Below are 19,872 nucleotides of genomic sequence, written 5' to 3' on the forward strand. Positions count from 1 at the left end.
GGGTCGGGCTGTCAGCGTTTGTCAGTACTGACAGAAAATCCCGTCAACAAGCCCCAACGTCCGGCAACTTACCTCAACTTCCGAGAGCACTGGTCCGGCTCAAATCCCTTGCCGCACAGGGGATTTGAGCCAAAAAACAAGGTGACAACTGAATGGGTCGCCTGAGATTCGAACTCAGGACCAATCGGTTAAAAGCCGAGTGCTCTACCGCTGAGCTAGCGACCCGCCCTGGAGGGCTGCCCTCGCGGGCACCCCTGGAACGTATCACCCAGGGGGCACCTCCTCCAAGGGAGCATGGACGGGTCATCAGGGGGCGCTGATCCCCCGGTTTCCCCCAGACCGCCATGTCCTCCTTCAGCTGGCCCGAACCCAGCGTTCACCCGGAAGCCTGGGTGGCCCCCTCAGCGGTGCTGATCGGGGATGTGAGCCTCGACGCCGGGGCGAGCCTCTGGCCGATGGCTGTGGCCCGGGGTGACCTCTGCAGCATTCAGATCGGAGCCAACAGCAACGTCCAGGACGGGGCCGTGCTGCACGGGGATCCAGGCCAACCGGTGCTGATCGGAGCAGGGGTCACCGTCGGCCACCGGGCTGTTGTCCATGGCGCCACCCTGGGAGACGGCTGTCTGATCGGCATCGGCGCCATCGTTCTCAATGGGGTGCGGGTCGGGGAAGGGGCCCTGGTGGCCGCAGGGGCTGTGGTGACCAGAGACGTTCCGGCCCGCACCCTGGTGGCGGGCATCCCGGCGCAGGCCAGGCGCAGCCTGAGCGAGCTCGAGGCCGCCGAACAGCTCCAGCACGCCATGCGTTACAGCCAGCTGGCCGCCGCCCATGCCGGCCGCGGGACCTGAATGCTGCGATTTGGATCAACCGCCTGGGAGCGCTTCTGGGGCGGCAGCGGATGTCCGTAAGATCGCTCCACGATGATTCTCCCTCGATGGACGCTCGGCTGCTGCTGGTTACCGCCCCGATCCTGCTCGCCGTGGCCTGGGCCGTGTTCAACATCGGCCGTGCGGCTGTCGGTCAGCTTCAACTGATGCTCAAGCGGTCCCGCGCCTGATGGTTCTGGTGATCGGTGCCGGGCTCGCCGGCACCGAAGCGGCCTGGCAGATCGCCCAGGCAGGCCTGCCGGTGAGGCTGGTGGAGATGCGGCCCGTGCGGCGCTCTCCCGCTCACCACAGCGCCGAATTTGCTGAACTTGTCTGCAGCAACAGTTTCGGTGCCCTCTCCAGTGATCGGGCCGCCGGGCTGCTGCAGGAGGAGCTCCGTCGGCTGGGTTCACTCGTGATCAGCACAGCCGACGGCCATGCGGTTCCGGCCGGCGGCGCCCTGGCGGTGGATCGCGGCCGCTTCAGCGCTGATCTCACCCGCACCCTTGAAACCCATCCCCTGATCCAGGTGGAACGGACCGAGCAGCTGCGGCTGCCCGAACCAGGGGAGATCACCGTGCTGGCCACCGGCCCCCTCACCAGTGACTCCCTGGCCGAGGATCTGCGCCGTTTCACCGGCCGCGACGACTGCCATTTCTTCGACGCGGCCAGCCCGATCGTGGCGGGCGAGAGCATCGACATGGAGGTGGCCTTCCGCGCCAGCCGCTACGACAAGGGCGACGCCGACTACATCAACTGCCCCATGAACCGGGAGCAGTACGACCGCTTCCGGCAGGCCCTGCTGACAGCCGAGCAGGCCGAACTCAAGGATTTCGATCAGGAACGCGCCAGCTTCTTCGAGGGCTGCCTGCCGATCGAGGAGCTGGCCCGTCGCGGCGACGACACCATGCGCTACGGACCGCTCAAACCCATCGGCCTCTGGGATCCGCGCTGGGGCGACCTCCACGACCGCGACGTGCGCCGCGCCAGACGGGCCCATGCCGTGGTGCAGCTGCGCCAGGAAGACCGCGACGGACGCCTTTGGAACCTGGTGGGCTTCCAGACCAACCTGAAATGGGGGGAGCAGCAACGTGTGCTGCGGCTGATCCCAGGCCTGGAGAACGCCGAGTTCGTGCGCTTCGGGGTGATGCATCGCAACACCTTCCTCGAGGCCCCGCAGCTGCTGGATCCCACCCTGCAGTTCAGGCAGCGGCCCAGTCTGCTGGCAGCAGGGCAGATCACCGGCACCGAGGGGTATGCCGCCGCTGTGGCCGGCGGCTGGCTGGCGGGCACCAACGCCGCCCGCCTCGCCCATGGCCAGAGTCCGATTGACCTGCCGCCCACCACCATGATCGGAGCCCTCACCCACTTCATCGCCGAAGCTCCCAGCGCAAGGTTCCAGCCGATGCCCCCCAACTTCGGTCTAATGCCCGAGCTGAACGTGCGGGTGCGGGAGAAGCGGGCCCGCTACGGCGCCTACCGCGATCGCTCCCTGGCCGATCTGGACCCGTTCAGGCCCTCAGTTCGCAGTGCTGAGCTGACCTTTGCCTAGGGTCGAGCCTGCCAGCCGGCCCACCCCCGTGAGCGTCCTCTCCAGCCCCGACAGCTCGGCCACCACCAGCGGAGCCGATCCCCATGGCTGGGACGCGCTCGTGATCGGCTCCGGAATCGGCGGCCTGGTGACGGCCACCCAGCTGGCCGCCAAGGGGGCGAAGGTGCTGGTGCTGGAGCGCTACCTGATCCCCGGCGGCAGTGGCGGCAGTTTCGAGCGCCAGGGCTACACCTTCGACGTGGGCGCCTCGATGATCTTCGGCTTCGGCGAGAAGGGTCACACCAACCTGCTCACCCGCGCCCTGGCCGACGTGGGCGAACGACAGGAAACCATCCCCGACCCGGCCCAGCTCGAGTACCACCTCCCCGGCGGTCTGACCGTGGCGGTGGATCGCGACTACGACACCTTCATCGAGCGGCTCTCGGCCTGCTTCCCCCATGAAGCGGCCGGCATCCGCCGCTTCTACGACACCTGCTGGAGCGTCTTCCGCTGTCTCGACGCGATGCCGCTGCTCTCACTCGAGGATCCGGCCTACCTGGCGAAGGTGTTTGTGCGCGCACCGCTGGCCTGCCTCGGCCTGGCCCGCTGGCTGCCGGTGAATGTGGGCGATGTGGCCCGCCGGCACATCAGGGATCCGGCGCTGCTGAAATTCATCGACATGGAGTGCTTCTGCTGGTCGGTGATGCCAGCGGACCGAACGCCGATGATCAATGCCGGCATGGTCTTCTCCGACCGTCATGCCGGCGGGATCAACTACCCCCGCGGCGGGGTGGGCTCGATTGCGCGCCATCTGGTGAGGGGTCTGGAGCGACACGGCGGCGCGATCCGCTACCGCTCCCGGGTCACCCGTGTGCTGATCGAGGGCGGCAAAGCCGTGGGGGTGGAGCTGGCGGGTGGTGAAACGATCCGGGCCCGACGGGTGATCTCCAACGCCACCCGCTGGGACACCTTCGGCGGGCTGGTGGAGGAGGCCCAGGTGCCGGCCGCCGAGCACACCTGGCGGCGGCGTTACAAGGCCTCGCCCTCGTTCCTGTCCCTGCATCTGGGAGTGAACGCTGAGGTGATCCCCGCAGGCAGCCACTGCCACCACCTGCTGCTGGAGGACTGGAGCGCGATGGAGGCGGAGCAGGGCACGATCTTCGTCTCGATTCCAACCCTGCTCGATCCGGCGCTGGCACCGCAGGGGAAGCACATCGTCCATGCCTTCACTCCCTCGAACCTGGAGGCCTGGCAGGGGCTCTCCCCCAGCGACTACCGGACGCAGAAACAGGCGGCAGCCGATCGCCTGATCCTCCGGCTCGAGCAGATCCTGCCCGGCCTGGGGGCAGCGATCAGCCATCGGGAAGTGGGCACTCCCCGCAGCCACCGGCGCTTCCTCGGGCGTCACCAGGGCAGCTATGGACCGGTGCCGGCCCTGCGCCTGCCGGGGCTGCTGCCGATGCCCTTCAACCGCAGCGGGATCCCCGGGCTCTATCTGGTGGGTGATTCCTGCTTTCCCGGCCAGGGGCTGAACGCAGTGGCGTTCAGTGGCTTCGCCTGCGCCCACCGGGTGGGTGCCGATCTGGGCCTCAACCCCTGGGCCCTGCCGGCGTGAGCCGTCCTGAAGGGCCCGTAACGCCGGCTGAGCCGGAAACCCGACCCCGCCACGCTCGCGCCCCCTCAGGCCCGCTCCATAGGGTGAGCGCCATTGATGTCGATGTCGTCATGGGCCCCGTCCCCACCCCCAACCACGAGGATCTGGCCCGCTACCTGGAGCAGAACGACGCTCTCAGCAAGCCCTGGCTGATGCTGCAGCTGCGCATGAGCCGGCTCAGGGAAGAGAAGGAGTCCCTCGGTGCCGATGAATACCTGCGCCGGGTGCAGGACGCCCACAACGACCTGATGCGTCTGGGAACCTTCTGGCGGGGCCGCGAAGCCGAACTGTTCGGCCACAGCTGATCCCTCCATGGTCTCCAACCCGCCAGGAGAGCCCCCGCATCAGCCCCAGACCTACCCGGTGGCTCCGCTGATTCGCTTCACCCTGCTGGGGCTGTATCTCGCCCTGGTGCTGCCCCTGCCGCTGCTGGCCACACCACCGTTGCGGCCGTTGGTCACGGCCGCCCTGCCGCTGGGCTTCATGCTGATGGTCGCTCTGCTCAGCGAGCGGGTCAGGCTTGATCGCGACGGCATCACGGTCGGCCATCCTCCCTGGTGCGCCTGGCTGCTGCGCCGGGGGTGGCAGCTGCCCTGGAGTCAGCTGGAGTCTTTGACCAGCCTGGCCACGAGCCAGGGAGGGCGGGTCCATTACCTGCGCTGCCGCGATGGCCGCCGCCTGCTGCTGCCCCAGCGGGTGGACCGCTTCCCCGCCTTCCTGCTGCAGGTGCAACGCACCAGCGGTCTGGATCTCTCGGCCGTGGGCAGGATCTCCCCAGCCTGGACCTACTGGGCTCTGGCCGGTCTCTCACTGGCCATGCTGGTGGGGGAGCTGGTGGTGATCACCACCCTGACCATGACCTCTGTCCCCAGTCCGGTCTGAAGCGAGCAGGACGTCAGCTGGCTCCGGCAGCCTGGGTTCGCACCCCACCGGCCGGGCTGAGCGAGGGTTCAGAGGCTTCCGGGAGGGTTTCGAGGCTGAAGCGGTAGCCCTGCTGGCGCACGGTTTCGATGCCACCTCCTTCGCCAAGACCGGCCAGCTCGAGCTTGCGGCGCAGGGTGAGCACCTGGGTGTCGACGGAGCGGGGTCCGCCGCTGAACGGGGGCCAGGCCATGCGCAGCAGCTCCTGGCGGCTGCGCACCATGCCCGGAGGCATCAGCAGGGCACAGAGCAAAGCGAATTCCCTTGGACTGAGCTCCACGGGTTGATCGCGCAGGGTCACCTGGCGCAGCAGCAGGTGCACTTCCAGCGGACCGACGCAGACGCGCTCCTGCAGGCCGCTGCCGCTGCGGCGCAGCAGGCTGCGGCAGCGGGCCGCCAGCTCCTCCAGACCGAAGGGCTTGCGCAGCACATCGTCGGCACCGGCATCGAGAAGAGACACCACAGGATCAGCGCCGCTGCGGGCCGTGAGCACCATCACCGGGCAGCGCAGATGGGCCGCCAGGCGCAGGGCGGTGCTCTCTTCAAGCAGTTCGGCGCTCACCAGCAGATCGGGGGTCTGGTCGTCGCAGAGCTGAAGGGCTTCGGAAGCGGTGGCGACAGCGGCAGCCAGGTAACCGTCCTGACGCAGCCTCTGGGCGAGAACCGTGCGCAGGGTTGGATGGGGGTCGACAACCAGGACACGCTTGAGCATCGCTGACCCACCGGTACGCGGCTCCAGCGTCAGCTTGACGGGAGTGGGATCACTGGAATCCGGCTTTGGTGTGAGCTCCACACGCGGCCACGGTTGAGTCCCTAGGCTACCCGATACACCCCGGGAGCAGTCGGTATCTATCGATGCCACCCCCGCCCAGACAGCCTGTGCCCCCATGACCGCGCTGCAGAATCCGGACGCCATTCGTCACTTTCAGTCGATCTGTGACGCCTGCCAGGACCTGGCCAGCCGCTACCACAGCCCGTCCGAACTCAGGCTCTACGCCGATGGCTATCTGCACGCCCTGCGCCGCAGTTCCGTGCTGCAACCTCTGGATCAGCGCCGCCTCGAAGACCTGATCGACCGCTGGATCATGGACCCTTCCAGCTTCATCGGCCCCGACGGCAACCTCAGCACCCTGTTCGAGAACAGCCGCAACTGAACGGTCGCAGCTGCTCTCTGGGCCGGCGACAGCGGATCGATGCCGGGTGCCCGGGGAGAATTCCTAGCTGGCCAGGGCCACGGTGAGCGTTTCGCGAAGCTCTCCGGAGTTGTACATCTCGATCAGGATGTCGGACCCGCCGATGAACTCACCGTTGACATACACCTGAGGAATGGTGGGCCAGTCCGAATACTCCTTGATGCCCTGGCGGATCTCCTGATCGGAGAGCACATCGAAGGTTTCGAACGGCAGGCCCAGGGAGTTGAGGATCTGAACCACGTTGTTGGAGAACCCGCATTGGGGCATCAGCTTCGAGCCCTTCATGAACACCACGATCGGGCTGCTGCTCAGGAGGCTGTCGATGCGTTGCTTGACGGAGCTGTCCATGGATGCCAGGGATGAAAAGATGGGAAGAGTGAGGAGGAGCGGAAGGATCAACCCACCCCGACGGGTGTTGTGGTCTGCAGCGCCAGAGCGTGGATGGCCTCGCTGGCCAGTTCCCGGCGCAGGGCGGCGTAAACGAGCTGGTGCTGCTTGATCCTCGAAAGACCGGCGAAGGCGGAGGACACCACTTTCACCTGGAGATGGTCGCCACCACCGGTGAGATCCTCGACCTCCACCTCGGCATCAGGGAGGCTGGCGCAGATCGCTTCCTTCACCTGCTCCGATTGCACCATGACCGGGAATCCATCCACACGAAATGGAATCTAGAAGCCGGAGCGCCCAGCTGCCTTACGGAGTGGCCGGAGCGTCGCTCACGGCGGTGTAAGGGATCGTGGCGAAGCCGAGTTCCACCAGGGTCTGGTAGGCGCGACGCCCTTCCTCGCGGGTCGGAGTCATCACCTTCACCACCTCCACCAGAAGGGGCACGGCCACCTCCGGCTGGTTCTGGCGGCGCAGCAGGGCCGCCAGACGCAGGTTGGACTGGGCCAGCAGCTCAAGCGACTCACGGCCCTTCTGGTCCATCTCGCGGGGAATGCGCGCATCGAGGCCACGGAAGGAGCCGCTCAGATCGCGATAGAAGCCGAGCAGCTTCAGGCTGGCATCCCTGGCCTGGTCGTAGTCCTTGCGGGCGGAGGCCAGATCGCCACGGGCCACGGCTGCATCACCCCGGCTGAGGAGATCCCTGACGGCCTGGAGGTTGAAAGTGCCCGCCGAACCCTCGAGCACCTTTGGGGGCTCACCCTGGGCCTGAATGGGCAGGATCGGGGCTAGGGGGAACAGGGTTGCCGCCAGGGCAAGCCCGAGGGCAACGGAGGGCCGGCGCACGGAAGACAACACCGAAAGTTCGTCGGACTCTACGGGGAAGCGAAGGGACGCCCCACAGCGCTGCGGGCCGCTTCTTCAGCTGATTGCATCGCCGCCGCCAGCCGATCGTTCAGGGCATGGACCGCGGCGCGTCCGCCATCCCCCTCCACCGCCAGGGCAGGGGCAAAGGCCAGGGCAGCCCGGCTCCTGCAGCCCGGGGACGCCTGGCTGTAGCCGATCCCCACCGGGACCACCTGCACAGCCACCCCCTGACTGGCGGCCAGGACCGCCAGTCGTCCCAGACCCTGCTGCAAGCGGATCGGTTCATCCTGGCGGCGGATCCGTCCCTCGGGGAACACCACCAACTGCTCCGAAGCGGCCAGCAGGTCGACGGCGTACCGAAGAGAGCTGGTGCCCGGCCGTCCCTGGTCGATCGGGAAGCACCCCAGACGGTCGAGAAACCAGCCCTGGATCCCCCTCATCTCCGTGACGGTGACCATGAAGCGGCAATCGCGGCCACTGATCCGGCGGCCGGCGGCGTAAGGCAGGAGCAGGGCGTCCCAGCGGGCCCGATGGGTGGGGGCCAGCAGCACCGGACCCGCCAGGGGCAGGTGCTCGGATCCCAGCACCTCGATCGAGCTGAAGAACCCCGGCAGGGCCAGGTCCTGGGTCACCAGCATCGCCAGCGGGGACAACACGGGACTGATGCCGCTGCAGACGCGGCTCTCCCGGGCCGCCAGGCTGGAGCGGAGCTTCGGCCCGGTCCTCGGTGGTCCCTCGATCACGTCCGTCGTCTCGGCTGTCACCAGAAGCCGCATCCGCCAATCGCAGCAAACTAGAGGGGGCCGCCGGGCTTCGTTTCCGAGCGCGGGCAGTTGCCTCTGCGGTTGCGAGCGGCCCGATGACGCCCCCTGGAGGGCCGGAGCCGATCCATAGGATCAGGCTCCATCGAGCGCATCCGCCGACCATGGCCAGCCTTGGCGTGAACATCGATCACATCGCCAACGTGCGCCAGGCGCGCCGGGCCCGGGAACCGGATCCGGTCACCCTGGCGCTGCTGGCGGAGCTGGGAGGCGCCGATGGAATCACGGTGCATCTGCGCGAAGACAGGCGCCACATCCAGGAGCGCGACGTGGAGTTGCTGCGGGCCACGGTGCGCAGCCGACTCAACCTGGAGATGGCGGCCACACCTGAGATGGAGGCGATCGCCCTGCGGATCCGCCCGGACATGGTGACCCTGGTGCCGGAACATCGCCGGGAGGTCACCACCGAAGGCGGACTCGACGTGGAGAGCCAGCTCGGCACGCTCCAGGCCCTGGTGGGCCGGCTGCAGGGCTCCGGCATTCCCGTGAGCCTGTTCGTGGATCCGGAGGTCACCCAGCTGGAGGCCAGCCGTGCCAGCGGCGCCCGCTGGGTGGAGCTGCACACCGGCGCCTACGCCGAAGCCGACTGGGCTGAGCAGCCGCGGGAACTGGCGCGGCTCGAAGAAGGCTGCTTCGTGGCCCGCTCCCTCGGGTTGCGGGTCAATGCCGGCCACGGGCTCACCTATCAGAACGTGGAGCCGATCGCCGCGATCGAGGGGATGGAGGAGCTGAACATCGGCCACACGATCGTGGCCAGGGCCCTGGCGGTGGGATTGCAGAACGCGGTGAGGGAGATGCGCGCCCTGATTCAGAATCCACGCCGCGATCCCCTGTTCAGCGGCAGCACCCCATGAGCGCCTCCCCGACCACCACCTATCACTTCATCGCCGCCAGTGAGCGATTCCTGACGGACGAGGAACCCCTGGAGGAGGTGCTGCGAGAGCGGGTGCGCAATTATGGCGAAGTGGGCAAGCCGATCGATTTCTGGCTGCTCAGGCGCCCGGCCTTTCTGCGCGCCCCCGAATTGTCGGCCGTGGCCGCCACGGTTCCCGATCCCGCGGCCGCGGTGGTCTCCACCGACCCCAAATTCATCGATTTCCTCAAGCTGCGTCTGGAATTCGTGGCCAAAGGCAGCTTTGAAGCCCCCAGCTCCACGATTGCGGACCCCCTGGCCCAGCAGGCCGGCTGAGCCGCTCAGGCCGGCTGCTTCTGCTTGGTGACCATCCAGCCATCCAGCAACTGCAGCTGGACCGGATTGAGGGCGGCATCAGCGAGCAGCCGCTCCCTCAGACGTGCGACATCATCGGGATGCAGCTCTCCATTCGTCTGCCAGTGGAGATCCGTGGTGATCAAGGTGTTGACGTGCTGACGTCGGGATCGGTTCATGCTCTCAGCTTGAAGGTGACCTGAGCGACATGAAATCCAAGGATTTTCTAGAGAGATCCGCTGGATGTGTCCCCGATCGCGTCCCCCTCCTGTCGCGCGGATCATCGGCGGCTCAGAACAGACCGAGGAAACGGCGCCGTGGTTCCGGTTCCCCCTCGCCTGCCCTGGGCGCGCGCCCCTGCCCCCCGTCCTGCTGGTAACGGGGAAGGTTGTCGCCGATGGTGAGCAGGGCTTCCTTGTTCTTCCACCAGATCCAGTCGCGAATCGGTGGCGTCGCCAGCAGATCCTCGCGGCTGAGCCCCAGACCGAGCTTGCGCGAGGCGTCCACCAGCACCTCGACCATCGCCTCACCGTCACGGCAGCGGGCCAGCGCTTCATTGGTGCGTTTCGCCCCGTTCAGGGCCTTCACCAGCGCCTGCACTCTCTGGGACACCGGCAAGGAAGCAGGATTCATCGGACCCCAGCGGCATGATCCGGACCGTACCAGCTGCAGATGGCCAACGAAGGCTCGTTGCCGGCGCCGATCGCCCTCCGGCTGAGAGAACGGGCTGACAGAAGTGGAGATCAGAGGTCACACTGGATCCAGCGCAGTTCCTCTTCGGCGCACCTGTTGCATGGCGTCCCCACCGCAGTCCCTTCATCACTGGGTGATCGGTGACGTCCATGGCTGCGCCTCCGCTCTCCAGGACCTGATCAGCCGACTGCCCGTCAGCGGCCGACTGATCTTCTGCGGTGATCTGATCAATCGAGGGCCCCAGATCGAGCGAACCATGCTCCTGGCCTGGGACCTGGTGGAGCAGGGACGGGCGGTCTGGTTGCGGGGCAACCACGAGCAGAACCTGCTCATGGCCCTCCGCAGGCAACGGGATATCAGCGATCCGGCCCTGGCGGGCTCCGACACCTACCGGCAGCTGGGCAGCCGTCAGTGCCGCCTCTGGCGCGAAAGGCTGGAGAGCCTTCCCCTGGCCTACTGGGGCAAGGGCTGGGTGGCCACCCATGCCGGCTTCGATCCCGGCAGCTGGCTGCCCGACCTCTCGATCCGTCATCCCTTCTGGAGTCGATACGACGGCCGCTTCGGGGACGTGATCATTGGCCACACCCCCGTGGATCGGGTGGAGCGCAGTGCCAACGGCATCGTCAAGATCGACACCGGCGCCTGCTACGGCGGACGGCTCAGCGCCTACTGCCCGGAAACCGGCGATCTGATCAGCGTGCCAGGCCTGCGCAGCATCGAGGCACAGCTGCCGGCCGCGGGCCAGGGCCGTTCGTCCAGGGCAGTGGCCGGCTCCCGCTGACGGCGACCTCGTCCTGATCATGGCGATCCGATGCTGACGGTGTATCGCAGCAACCGGGCCGACCTGCTGGCTCAGCTGCTGGGCCAGCATCTGCTTCTTGCCCCCCCGGATCCCTTCGAGACGGTGTCGGTGGTGGTGAACACCTGGCCCACCAGCCGCTGGCTCGGGGAGCAGCTGGCTCTGGAGCTGGGGGGCATCGCCGCCAACATCCGCTTCCCCTTTCCCGGAAGCCAGCTGCGCGCCATGGTCGGGCAGCTCCTGGGTGAGAGCGCCGAGGGGAGCGACCCCTGGCGGGCGGGCGACCTGGTCTGGCCCGTGCTGGAGTTGCTGCCGCAGCTGGTGGAGGCCCCGGAAGCCGCGCCGCTGCGGCGCTGGCTGGAGCAGCGCGACGACGGGGGCGAACTGGACGTCCCCCTCTGGCAACTGGCCCGCGCCATCGCCGATGGGCTCGATGACCTCAGCCTCTACAGGCCCGCCCTGACGCAGGCGTGGTGGCAGGGCGGCAGTGGCGACAGCCGCGGAAATCCCCTGCCTGACTCCCTGGCCTGGCAGCCCCTGCTGGTTCAGCGCCTGCGGGACCGGCTGGGTGAGAAGCCCTTCGGGCTCAGAGCCCTGGACCTGATCGAGCACCTGCGCGAGGGCCGGATCAGCGTCGAAGGGATCCCGTCCCCCCTGCGCCTGTTCGGCCTCAGCAGCGCCCCGCCGGTGCAGGTGCAGCTGCTCCAGGCCCTCGCCCTGACGCTGCCCGTAGACCTCTACCTGCTCACCCCCTGCGCCGACCTCTGGCAGCGCTGCGTCGAGCGCCGCCGCGATCTCCAGGATGCGCTGGCCCTTGAGCAGCCCTTCGGCCTCGACTGGATGCTGCAGACCCCGGGTCTCGAGGCCCGCTTCGGCCGCCTGGGGGGTGAATTCCAGCAGCTGCTGGAGGGCACCGGCGAGGCGGGGCTCGGCAGCGCACGGGAGAGGGACCTGTTCCTGCTGCCCGCCACGGCGGCGGCCGCCGCCCAGCGCAGCCCCAGCCTGCTGGAGCAGCTCCAGGAGCAACTGGCCCAGCCGGACGCTGCCTCTCCCCTGAAGCGCTCCGGGGAGGACCACTCCCTGGAGTTCCACCCCTGTCCGGGCCGGCTGCGGCAGGTGCAGATCGTGCGTGACCGCCTGCTGCAACTGCTGGCTGCTGACCCCAGCCTCGAGCCGCGCCACATCCTGGTGATGACTCCCCAGGTGGACCAGCTGGCGCCCCTGCTGGCCTCGGTGTTCTCGGACAGCGAGGCCACTGGTGTTGAGCTGCCCTGGCGGCTCACGGACCGCAGCCAGCTCGATGACACCGGCATCGCCCAGTCGCTGCTGCAGGTGCTGCGGCTGGCTGGAGAACGCCTGACGGCCTCGGGCCTGGAGGGCCTGCTCCAGAGCGCGGCTCTCCAGGAGCACCATCAGCTGGAGCCCGGGGAGGCTGCCGCCATCACCAGGGCACTGCAGGCCAGCGGCTTTCGCTGGGGACTGGACGCGAACGAGCGGGGCGGCGTCGAGCAGCACAGCCTCAGCTGGGCGATCGATCGGCTGCTGCTGGGCCTGGTGCTCCCCGACCGGCCCGGACTGGCCATCGGCGACTGCGCGCCCCACCCCCTGGCCGGCACCCCAGAGAGCCAGGGACGCTGGATCCTGCTGCTCAGCCGCCTCAGGCGGGCCTTGGCGGAGCTGCGCCACAGCCGCCGCGCCGAGGCGTGGGGCCCCTGTCTCAGGGCCCTGCTCGAGGACCTCTTCGGTGACGGCGGCGAGAGGGCCTGGGAGCTGACAACGATCCACCAGGCCATCGCTGAGTGGACGGTCGGGGCCGCCGGCTGCACCCTGACGATCCCGGCCACGGTGGTGGCAGCGGTGCTGCAGGAGCGGCTGGCCGCCGACAGCGGCCGCTTCGGCCACCGCAGCGGCGCCCTGACGATCAGCGCTCTCGAGCCGATGCGGGCCATCCCCTACCGGGTGATCGTGCTGATGGGCCTCGACGCGGAGGTGTTCCCCCGCCGGCGCCAGCGACCCAGCTTCCATCCCATGGAGCATCAGCGCCTGCTGGGGGACCCGGATCCGGCCGACCAGGACCGCTATGTGCTGCTGGAGGCGCTGCTCTCGGCCCGAGATCACCTGCTGATCAGCTGGAGCAGCCGGGACGAGCGCAAGGGGGATCCACTGCCACCGCCGGCCCCGGTGCGCCAGTGGCTGGATCAGCTGCGCGCCGAGCTCGGCGCCGAAGGCTTCGAGGGGCTGGTGGTGGACCATGCCGTCAACCCGCTCGATCGCCGCAATTTCCTGCCGGCAGGTCACCGGCCGCCACCGAGCTGTGACCAGCGCCTGCGCCGGGCCCGCCAGCTCCTCGAGGATCCGGCCATGGCGGCACAGCCGTTGGAGCCCCTGGCCCGGAGGCGGGCACCCGGATCAGAGGCGGTCAACGGGACGACCGGGCCGGAAGGCCCCCCCGGCACCGATTCCTTCGAGGACCTGCGCCACTGGCTGATGGCTCCCCAGGACAGCTGGCTTCAGCAGCTGGGGCTGCGGCCGCGGGAATGGGCCGACCCGGTGGACGACCTCGAAGCCCTCAGCCTCGATGAGCTGCGCCGCTCCCGGCTGCTGCGCGATCAGCTGGCCCGCGGCGGCCATGACCCTGATCCGCCCGACTGGCTGCGGCTGTGGCGCGGCCGCGGCCTGGCCCCACCCCTCACGGCGGGGGAGCTGGAGAGCAGCGCCCTCAGCCAGCGCTGGTCTTCGCTGCAGCGACTCCTGGAGTCGCTGGGGGAACCCCACCGTCGCCGGCAGCGGTGGCCGGAGCGGCAGGACACAGATCCGAGCCAGGTCCTGGAGGCTGAGCTTGACTGGCGTGACGATCTGCTGGTGCTGGTGCACACGGCCCGGGCCCGCACCCCCCGCCGGCTCGATCTCTGGCTGCGGCTGCTGCTGGCGGGTGCCAGCGGCCAGGCCCCGCGGCAGGCCCTCCTGATCGCCCGCGAGAAGGATCGTTTCGTGGTGGTGCAGCGCTTGCGGGGGGTCGGAGCCGAGGCTTCAGCTGAACTGCTGCAGCAGTTGCTCAGCTGGCGCCAGAGCCATCGCCACCGCTGCTGGCCGGTGCCTCCGGACACCGGCTGGGCCTATGCCCAGGCCGAGCACAACCGCCCTGGAGAGGGCCCCGCCAAGGCGATGCAGAGCTGGGAGGGATCTCCCCCCTGGACCGATGGCGAGCGGCAACAGGAGGTGATGGCCCTCTGCTTCGGCCGGGACTGCCCGGCTGACTCCCTCCTCCGGGGTGATTTCGGAGCGTTCTCGACCCTGGCCATGGCCCTGCATGAACCGCTGCTGGAGCAGCAGCTGAAGCCATGAGCAGCGCCGGAACCGAGGCTGACGTGGCGGCCCTGGAGCTGGCGGCCAATGACCTGCCCCTGGATCCAGGGGTGCATCTGATCGAGGCCAGTGCCGGCACCGGCAAGACCTTCACCCTCGCCCATCTGGTGCTGCGGCTGGTGGGCGAGCGGGAGCTGTCGCTGCGGGCGCTGCTGGTGGTCACCTTCACCAAGGCCGCCGCCGCCGAGCTCAGGGACCGGATCGGCCGGCGGCTGCAGCAGGCCCAGCAGCTGCTGCAGACCTCTGATCCTGCCGGGCACGAGGGGCTGGATCAGGAGCTGAAGGAGTGGCTGGGGAGCATCCCCCCCCCGCACCGCGAGCGGCTGCGGGCCCAGCTGCTGCTGGCTCTCGAGGAACTCGACGCCGCGGACATCACCACCATCCACGGGTTCTGCCATCGCAGCCTGCAGCGTCAGGCCCTGGAGGCGGCTCTGGCCCCTGAGGTGGAGCTGGAGAACGACGGGTCGCTGCTGCAGGAGCAGGTGGTGCACGACTACTGGCAGCAACAGGTGCTGCCCCTGCCGGCCCACGCCCTGCGGGGACTGATCCGCAAGGGGGTCCAGATCGAAGCCCTTCAAAGTCTGCTGGCCAAGCTGGACGGGGATCCGACCCTGGCCAGCCCGGAGCTGCCGCCGGGCTGGGACCCCGAGCGCCCCCTGGCCGGACAGTGGCTCGCCCAGTGGGAGGCCGACTGGCAGCGGTTTCAGGCCCTCTGGGACCGGCAGGGGGAGGCACTGGAGCAGGCGGTCTGCGCGGCGGCGGCGGCGCGCAGGCAGGCCGGCCTCAGCAGCAAGGGGCCCTACAGCGCCAAACCCCGCCACAAACGCACCCAGCTGCTGGCCGCCTGGCTGGAGGACCAGCCCTGCCCGGGCTCCTACGCCGAGCTGCTGGAGGAGAAAACCAGCTGGATTCCCGACTACTTCCACCCGGGGCCGATCAGCCAGGCGGCGGCGCTGGATGGTCCTCAAGCGACCCTGCCCCAGCCGCGGTTGCTGGAAGCGGCGGCGGCCCTGGTGGATGGTCCCGCCGAGGCGGTGCTCAGCCATTTCTGCCACTGGGCCCGGGCGGAGCTGGCGCTGCGGCGGCAACGGGGCGGGCGCATGAGCTACGGCGACCTGCTCGTGGGCCTCGATCCCGGTGGCGACGGCGGCCGGCGACCTGGCCTGATCGAGGCCCTCTCCCAGCGCTATGAGGCAGTGCTGATCGATGAGTTCCAGGACACCGATCCCCTGCAATGGCGGATCCTGCATCGGGCCTTCGCAACCACTGGTGCCCAGCCCCGGCACCTGCTGGTGCTGGTGGGAGATCCCAAGCAAGCCATCTACCGGTTCCGGGGAGGCGATCTCGACACCTACCGGACCGCCGGCAGGACTGCCGCGGCCCGTCACCGGCTCGCGCGCAACTTCCGCTCCTCGGCTCCCCTGCTGGATGCCCTCAACGAGCTGATGGCCCCGGGCCTGCCCCGCTCGGAGCTGCCCGTGAAGCCGCTGCGGGCCGCCCGCCGGGATGAGGACGAGTCCCTGATCCTGCCGGCGGGGCAACAGCCCCTGCAGCTGCTCTGGCTGGGGAGCGATCGCGCCGCCGGAGAGGCCCCCCCCGGGCGCGGCGAGCTGGAGAAACGGGCGAGTGACCGGGTGGCGGCCCTGGTGCTGGATCTGCTGCGGCGGGGATGGCGGATGGGTGCAGGGGAGGGAACCCGGGCCCTGCAGCCCTCCGACCTCTGCCTGCTGGTGGACCGCCACCAGCAGGCCGAAGACCTGCGGCAGGCCCTGGAGCGCCGTGGGCTCCCCAGCCGCCTGATCAGCCAGGGGGATGTGTTCGCCGGTGAGGGAGCCGCCCTGCTGCAGAGGTTGCTCGATGCCCTGGCGGAACCCGGCAGCGGCCCACGCCTGCGGCTGCTGGCCGCCTCCCCCCTGCTGGGCTGGAGTCCACAGCAGCTGGCGGCCGCCGGAAGCCAGGAGTGGGATCGCCTCTCCAGCCAGCTGGCCCGCCTGGCTGAGCGCCTGCCCGACGATGGACTGCTGGCCACCCTGGGACGACTGCTGCACAGTGAGGAGCTGGCCCGGCTCTCTCTGCAGGGTCGCTGGCTGGCCGACCTGCAGCAGTGCGCGGAGCTGGTGCAGGAGCGGCTGCACCAGCAGCGGCTCGGGGCGGCCGCCAGCGCCGACTGGTTGCGGCGGCGGCGGCTGCACCCCCCCGAGACCGTGCCGGAGAACCAGCAGCCCCACAGCGATGCGGTCAGCTCCGCGGTGGGCGTCGTGACGGTTCACCGCAGCAAGGGACTGGAATTTCCCGTGGTGATCTGTCCCTACTTCTGGCAGGGGGTGGGCAGCGCCAACCGCCGGGGGAGCCGGGGCCTTGGACGCCGCTGGACCCCGCAGCACGCCGGCGGCCCCCAGCTCGATGTGCATCTCGATCAGCGCTGGGGGCCTGGCCAGCAGGCAGCCGAGCAGGAGCAGACTGCCCTGGCGGCGGAGCGGGAACGGCTGGCCTACGTGGCTCTCACCCGCGCCAGGGACCTGCTGGTGCTCGGCTTCGGACCGGCCCTGGGCCAGGCCTCCAACCCGCTGATGCCGTGGCTCTTCAGCGACCTGCCCCTGCAGCCCCTGGAGTCCGACACAGATCTCTACACCGACCGCTCCGATCAGCAGTGGCTCGAGCATCTCGAGGGAGAGATCCAGCGGAGCGCGCTGCCGATCACCCTGATCAGCGGCGATCCCGAGCAGCCGGCCTCGGCGCGTTGGCATGCGCCGGCGGAGACCGGAGATCTGCGCACTGGCCCAGTGCCCCGCTGGTCGCTGCTCACGGGCTGGGGGCGCAGCAGCTACTCCAGCTGGACCCAGGGGGCCCATGGAGGTCCACTGGCTCCGGAAGCGATCGAGGAGGGCCGCGAGACCGATGGCTTCGAGCGCACCGCCAGCGATAAGGACGACCCAGGTTCCCAGGCCGCGGACCCCGTCAGCCCGGAGTGGGGGCCGGAGATCGGGGAGGCCCGTAATGGGCCTCTGGCGATGTTTCCCCGCGGTGCCGCCGCGGGTGATTGTCTGCACCGCATCCTGGAGCGGGTCGATCACCGCCTGCCAGGTGACGAGCCGATCCACCGGGAGCTCGTGGATCGGGAGCTGGAGCGGGCTGGGCTGGATCTGGAGCACGCTCCGGCCACGCTGCAGTTCCTCGAGCGGCTGCGCCGCACGCCGATGGGAGGGGTGCTGGGGGAGGTGTGTCTGGCCCAGCTGGATCCTCGGCGGCAACTGCGCGAGATGCCCTTCGATTTACCCCTGGCCACGGGCGCAGACGCCTCAGCAGGACGTGCCCTGGTGCGGGCCCGGGGGTTGGCCGAGGTGTTCAGCCGGTACCCCGAGGGGACCTTCACCACGGCCTACGCCGAGCGGCTGGCGGAGCTGACCGTGGCCAGCCGCGGCTTCCTCACCGGCTCGATCGATCTGGTCTTCACCGCCCCGGGGGCCGACGGGCAGGAGCGCTGGTGGGTGGCCGACTGGAAAAGCAACTGGCTGGGACACCGCGACCCCCAGGGCCTGCCGGTCGCCTGTGGACCCCTCGACTACGGACGGGTGGGGATGGCCGCCGTGATGGAGAGCCACCATTACCCGCTGCAGGCACACCTCTATCTGGTGGCTCTGCACCGCTACCTGGGCTGGCGCCTGCCGGGCTACAACCCCCAGCAGGATCTCGGCGGCTTCGTGTACATCTTTCTGCGCGGGGTCCCCGGGGCGATCAGCCCGCCTCCGGGCCTGACGATGGCGGAGCTGTCGGTGCCGGGAATGTTCGTGGAACCGGCCCCTCTGGGCCGGCTCGAAGCCCTCGATGCCCTGCTGCGGGAGGGCCAGCGATGACCCCAGAGTCCCCCATCACTCCCCTGGGGCCTGCCCTGGCCGAAGCCCTGCCCAGGCTTTATAGGATCAGGACTGATCCGTTGCTGACCGAGCTGATCGGGGCCCTGAGTACGGCCCTGGTGCGCGGGGAGTTGCATCTCCCCTTCGACGGGCCGGCTCCCGAGGGCATCGTCAGCGTGGAGCAGTGGCCTGAGGGTCACCGCCAGGCCCTGGTCCGCTGCGGCTGGATCCAGATCCCGGAGCAGCCTGGGCTGCCTGACGACGAGTCACCGCCGCCGCTGATGCTCGGCGACCGCGGGGTGGGCTGGCGTCGCTGGCTGCTGCTGCTGGAAGCCACGATGGCCGAACTGGAGCGGCGGGCCACGGCCAGCGTGCAGCCGCCCCTGAGCCCCGCCTGCCTGCAGACCGCCGCGCAGCGGGCCCGGCGACGGGGTCGGCTGGATCCCCGTCAGCAGGCGGCGGTGGCAGCCCTGCTCAGCCAGGGCCTGGTGTTGCTCGGGGGCGGACCCGGCACCGGCAAGACCAGCACGATCGTGCAGATGCTCGCGGCGGTTCTGGAGGAGCGTCCCGGCTGGAGGCTGCACCTGGCCGCACCCACCGGCAAGGCTGCCGCACGACTGCGCCAGGCCATCGCCGCTGGAGCCGGCACCCTGCCGCCTCCTCTGGCCGCACAGCTGTCGGCCAGCCCCTGCACCACCCTGCATCGCCTGCTGGAGAGCCGCGGAGAGGGATTCGGGCGGAACCGTGAGCACCCCCTGGCCCTGGATCTGCTGGTGGTGGATGAAGTGTCGATGCTGGACCTTCCCCTGATGGCCGCCCTGCTGGAGGCCATGCCCGCCCAGGCCCAGCTGGTGCTGGTGGGGGACCCCGATCAGCTGGCCCCGGTGGGACCCGGGGCGGTGCTGCAGGAACTGCAGGCGCCGGCCAGACGCCAGGCCATGGGCGATTCAGCGATCGAGCTGATCACCACCTACCGCAATGACGGAGCCCTGGCCGTGGCGGCCGGACGGTTGCGGCGTGGTGACGTCCCCGGGTTTCTGCAGGATCTGAACCGGCTCAGCTCCTCGGACAACCTCAGCTGGTGGCGCTGCGCGGCCGGCCGGCTGCCCGCCGGGGTGCTGGAGCGGCTCAGAGCCCACCAGGTGCAGCTGGCCCGTCTGGCCGCCAGCTGGAGTGAGGATCCTGAGGCAGTGACCCGGGAGCTGCTGGAGGAGCTGGAGCGCTGTGTGGCGCTGGCCCCCACCCGCCGCGGCCGCTGGGGGGTGGAGGCGCTGAACCAGCGGCTGCTGGGTGCCGACTGGAGCCGGGGACCGGCGGGCTGGCCAGCCGGCACTCCGGTGCTCTGTCAGCGCAACCTGCCGGAGCTGGGGCTTGCCAATGGCGATGTGGGGGTGGTGGTGGTGCGGGAGGGCCAGCGCCAGCTGCTGTTCTGGGGAAGCCAGGAACCGGGCGTAGCCGGCAAGGAAGGCACCAGCGCGTCGGCGCCTGCCATCCGCCTGGTTCATCCCAGCCGGATGGCAGGCGCCGACGCGGCCTTCGCGATCACGATCCACAAGTCGCAGGGCAGTCAGTACCAGCAGGTGCTGGTCCTGGTGCCGGAAGGGGAGGGCCGCTGGGACCGGCGCCTCCTCTACACAGCGCTGACGCGGGCCCGGCGGCAGGCGGTGCTGATCACCCCCGAAGGCCAGGGCTGGCTGCCCGCCTGAGGGCAGCCGG

20 protein-coding genes and 1 tRNA gene are annotated in these 19,872 nt (G+C 69.5%); 13 read left to right on the forward strand and 8 right to left on the reverse strand.

Going from position 1 to position 19,872, the window contains the following annotated elements; all coding sequences use genetic code 11:
* Positions 1-153: 153 nt before the first annotated feature.
* Positions 154-225: transfer RNA gene (locus tag I1E95_RS02220), tRNA-Lys, on the reverse strand.
* Positions 226-344: 119 nt separating this feature from the next.
* Between I1E95_RS02220 and I1E95_RS02225 the strand changes: the two genes are divergently transcribed.
* The 6 genes from I1E95_RS02225 to I1E95_RS02250 all read left to right on the forward strand — a co-directional run bounded on the left by I1E95_RS02225 (position 345) and on the right by I1E95_RS02250 (position 4,933).
* Positions 345-848: a gamma carbonic anhydrase family protein gene (locus tag I1E95_RS02225; protein ID WP_197165059.1), complete on the forward strand. Its 504-nt coding sequence runs from the start codon at positions 345-347 to the stop codon at positions 846-848.
* An 86-nt stretch (positions 849-934) separates the two neighbouring features.
* On the forward strand, positions 935-1,057 hold the full coding sequence (locus I1E95_RS02230) for a photosystem II protein Y (RefSeq protein ID WP_094555684.1): 123 nt from the start codon (positions 935-937) through the stop codon (positions 1,055-1,057).
* On the forward strand, positions 1,057-2,418 hold the full coding sequence (trmFO, locus tag I1E95_RS02235; RefSeq protein WP_197165061.1) for an FADH(2)-oxidizing methylenetetrahydrofolate--tRNA-(uracil(54)-C(5))-methyltransferase TrmFO: 1,362 nt from the start codon (positions 1,057-1,059) through the stop codon (positions 2,416-2,418). The genes I1E95_RS02230 and trmFO overlap by 1 nt, the downstream gene beginning before the upstream one ends.
* 28 nt (positions 2,419-2,446) lie before the next feature.
* Complete coding sequence (crtH, locus tag I1E95_RS02240; protein WP_197165063.1) at positions 2,447-4,012, forward strand: carotenoid isomerase; 1,566 nt, start codon at positions 2,447-2,449, stop codon at positions 4,010-4,012.
* An 83-nt stretch (positions 4,013-4,095) separates the two neighbouring features.
* Positions 4,096-4,356: a hypothetical protein gene (locus I1E95_RS02245; RefSeq protein WP_322781408.1), complete on the forward strand. Its 261-nt coding sequence runs from the start codon at positions 4,096-4,098 to the stop codon at positions 4,354-4,356.
* A 7-nt stretch (positions 4,357-4,363) separates the two neighbouring features.
* A complete protein-coding gene (locus I1E95_RS02250) occupies positions 4,364-4,933 on the forward strand; it encodes a hypothetical protein (RefSeq protein ID WP_197165065.1) in 570 nt (189 codons plus the stop codon).
* Positions 4,934-4,946: 13 nt separating this feature from the next.
* Here the strand turns inward: I1E95_RS02250 and I1E95_RS02255 are convergent, their stop codons facing one another.
* Positions 4,947-5,684 carry a response regulator transcription factor gene (locus I1E95_RS02255; RefSeq protein WP_197166996.1) on the reverse strand — a complete coding sequence of 246 codons (738 nt, stop codon included), beginning with the start codon at positions 5,682-5,684 and terminating at the stop codon, positions 4,947-4,949.
* A gap of 175 nt (positions 5,685-5,859) precedes the next feature.
* On the opposite strand from I1E95_RS02255, the gene I1E95_RS02260 reads away from it, so the two are divergent.
* On the forward strand, positions 5,860-6,126 hold the full coding sequence (locus tag I1E95_RS02260; protein ID WP_197165067.1) for a DUF6761 family protein: 267 nt from the start codon (positions 5,860-5,862) through the stop codon (positions 6,124-6,126).
* A gap of 63 nt (positions 6,127-6,189) precedes the next feature.
* Here I1E95_RS02260 and grxD read toward each other — a convergent pair whose 3' ends face one another.
* The 4 genes from grxD to I1E95_RS02280 are packed head-to-tail and all read right to left on the reverse strand — an operon-like array spanning position 6,190 to position 8,180.
* Positions 6,190-6,513 (reverse strand): Grx4 family monothiol glutaredoxin, encoded by a 324-nt coding sequence (grxD, locus tag I1E95_RS02265; protein WP_197165069.1) that lies wholly within the window; start codon positions 6,511-6,513, stop codon positions 6,190-6,192.
* Positions 6,514-6,560: 47 nt separating this feature from the next.
* Positions 6,561-6,803, reverse strand: a complete 243-nt coding sequence (locus I1E95_RS02270; RefSeq protein WP_006170541.1) for a BolA family protein — start codon at positions 6,801-6,803, stop codon at positions 6,561-6,563.
* Positions 6,804-6,858: 55 nt separating this feature from the next.
* Positions 6,859-7,395, reverse strand: coding sequence for a hypothetical protein (locus tag I1E95_RS02275; protein WP_370594604.1), 537 nt, complete (start codon positions 7,393-7,395; stop codon positions 6,859-6,861).
* A 29-nt stretch (positions 7,396-7,424) separates the two neighbouring features.
* A complete protein-coding gene (locus tag I1E95_RS02280) occupies positions 7,425-8,180 on the reverse strand; it encodes a 1-acyl-sn-glycerol-3-phosphate acyltransferase (protein ID WP_197166997.1) in 756 nt (251 codons plus the stop codon).
* A 161-nt stretch (positions 8,181-8,341) separates the two neighbouring features.
* Between I1E95_RS02280 and I1E95_RS02285 the strand changes: the two genes are divergently transcribed.
* A complete protein-coding gene (locus I1E95_RS02285) occupies positions 8,342-9,091 on the forward strand; it encodes a pyridoxine 5'-phosphate synthase (protein WP_197165073.1) in 750 nt (249 codons plus the stop codon).
* Positions 9,088-9,426, forward strand: coding sequence for an MgPME-cyclase complex family protein (locus I1E95_RS02290; RefSeq protein WP_197165088.1), 339 nt, complete (start codon positions 9,088-9,090; stop codon positions 9,424-9,426). Before I1E95_RS02285 ends, I1E95_RS02290 begins: the two co-directional genes overlap by 4 nt.
* A 5-nt stretch (positions 9,427-9,431) precedes the next feature.
* Here I1E95_RS02290 and I1E95_RS02295 read toward each other — a convergent pair whose 3' ends face one another.
* Together I1E95_RS02295 and I1E95_RS02300 are read right to left on the reverse strand one after the other, a co-directional pair.
* Positions 9,432-9,623 carry a hypothetical protein gene (locus tag I1E95_RS02295; RefSeq protein ID WP_197165090.1) on the reverse strand — a complete coding sequence of 64 codons (192 nt, stop codon included), beginning with the start codon at positions 9,621-9,623 and terminating at the stop codon, positions 9,432-9,434.
* A 112-nt stretch (positions 9,624-9,735) separates the two neighbouring features.
* Positions 9,736-10,077 (reverse strand): hypothetical protein, encoded by a 342-nt coding sequence (locus tag I1E95_RS02300; protein WP_197165092.1) that lies wholly within the window; start codon positions 10,075-10,077, stop codon positions 9,736-9,738.
* Positions 10,078-10,237: 160 nt separating this feature from the next.
* On the opposite strand from I1E95_RS02300, the gene I1E95_RS02305 reads away from it, so the two are divergent.
* The 4 genes from I1E95_RS02305 to I1E95_RS02320 are packed head-to-tail and all read left to right on the forward strand — an operon-like array spanning position 10,238 to position 19,862.
* Entirely contained in the window at positions 10,238-10,918 is a 681-nt protein-coding gene (locus I1E95_RS02305; protein ID WP_197165094.1) for a metallophosphoesterase, read from the forward strand.
* 30 nt (positions 10,919-10,948) lie between these two features.
* Positions 10,949-14,281 carry an exodeoxyribonuclease V subunit gamma gene (locus I1E95_RS02310; RefSeq protein ID WP_197165096.1) on the forward strand — a complete coding sequence of 1,111 codons (3,333 nt, stop codon included), beginning with the start codon at positions 10,949-10,951 and terminating at the stop codon, positions 14,279-14,281.
* Positions 14,278-18,156 carry a UvrD-helicase domain-containing protein gene (locus I1E95_RS17175; RefSeq protein ID WP_197165098.1) on the forward strand — a complete coding sequence of 1,293 codons (3,879 nt, stop codon included), beginning with the start codon at positions 14,278-14,280 and terminating at the stop codon, positions 18,154-18,156. The genes I1E95_RS02310 and I1E95_RS17175 overlap by 4 nt, the downstream gene beginning before the upstream one ends.
* Positions 18,153-19,862, forward strand: coding sequence for an AAA family ATPase (locus I1E95_RS02320; protein WP_231594802.1), 1,710 nt, complete (start codon positions 18,153-18,155; stop codon positions 19,860-19,862). Before I1E95_RS17175 ends, I1E95_RS02320 begins: the two co-directional genes overlap by 4 nt.
* Positions 19,863-19,872 lie beyond the last annotated feature (10 nt).

The sequence above is a fragment of the Synechococcus sp. CBW1107 genome (assembly GCF_015841355.1).
In the GTDB taxonomy this organism is placed as follows: Bacteria; Cyanobacteriota; Cyanobacteriia; order PCC-6307; family Cyanobiaceae; genus Regnicoccus_A.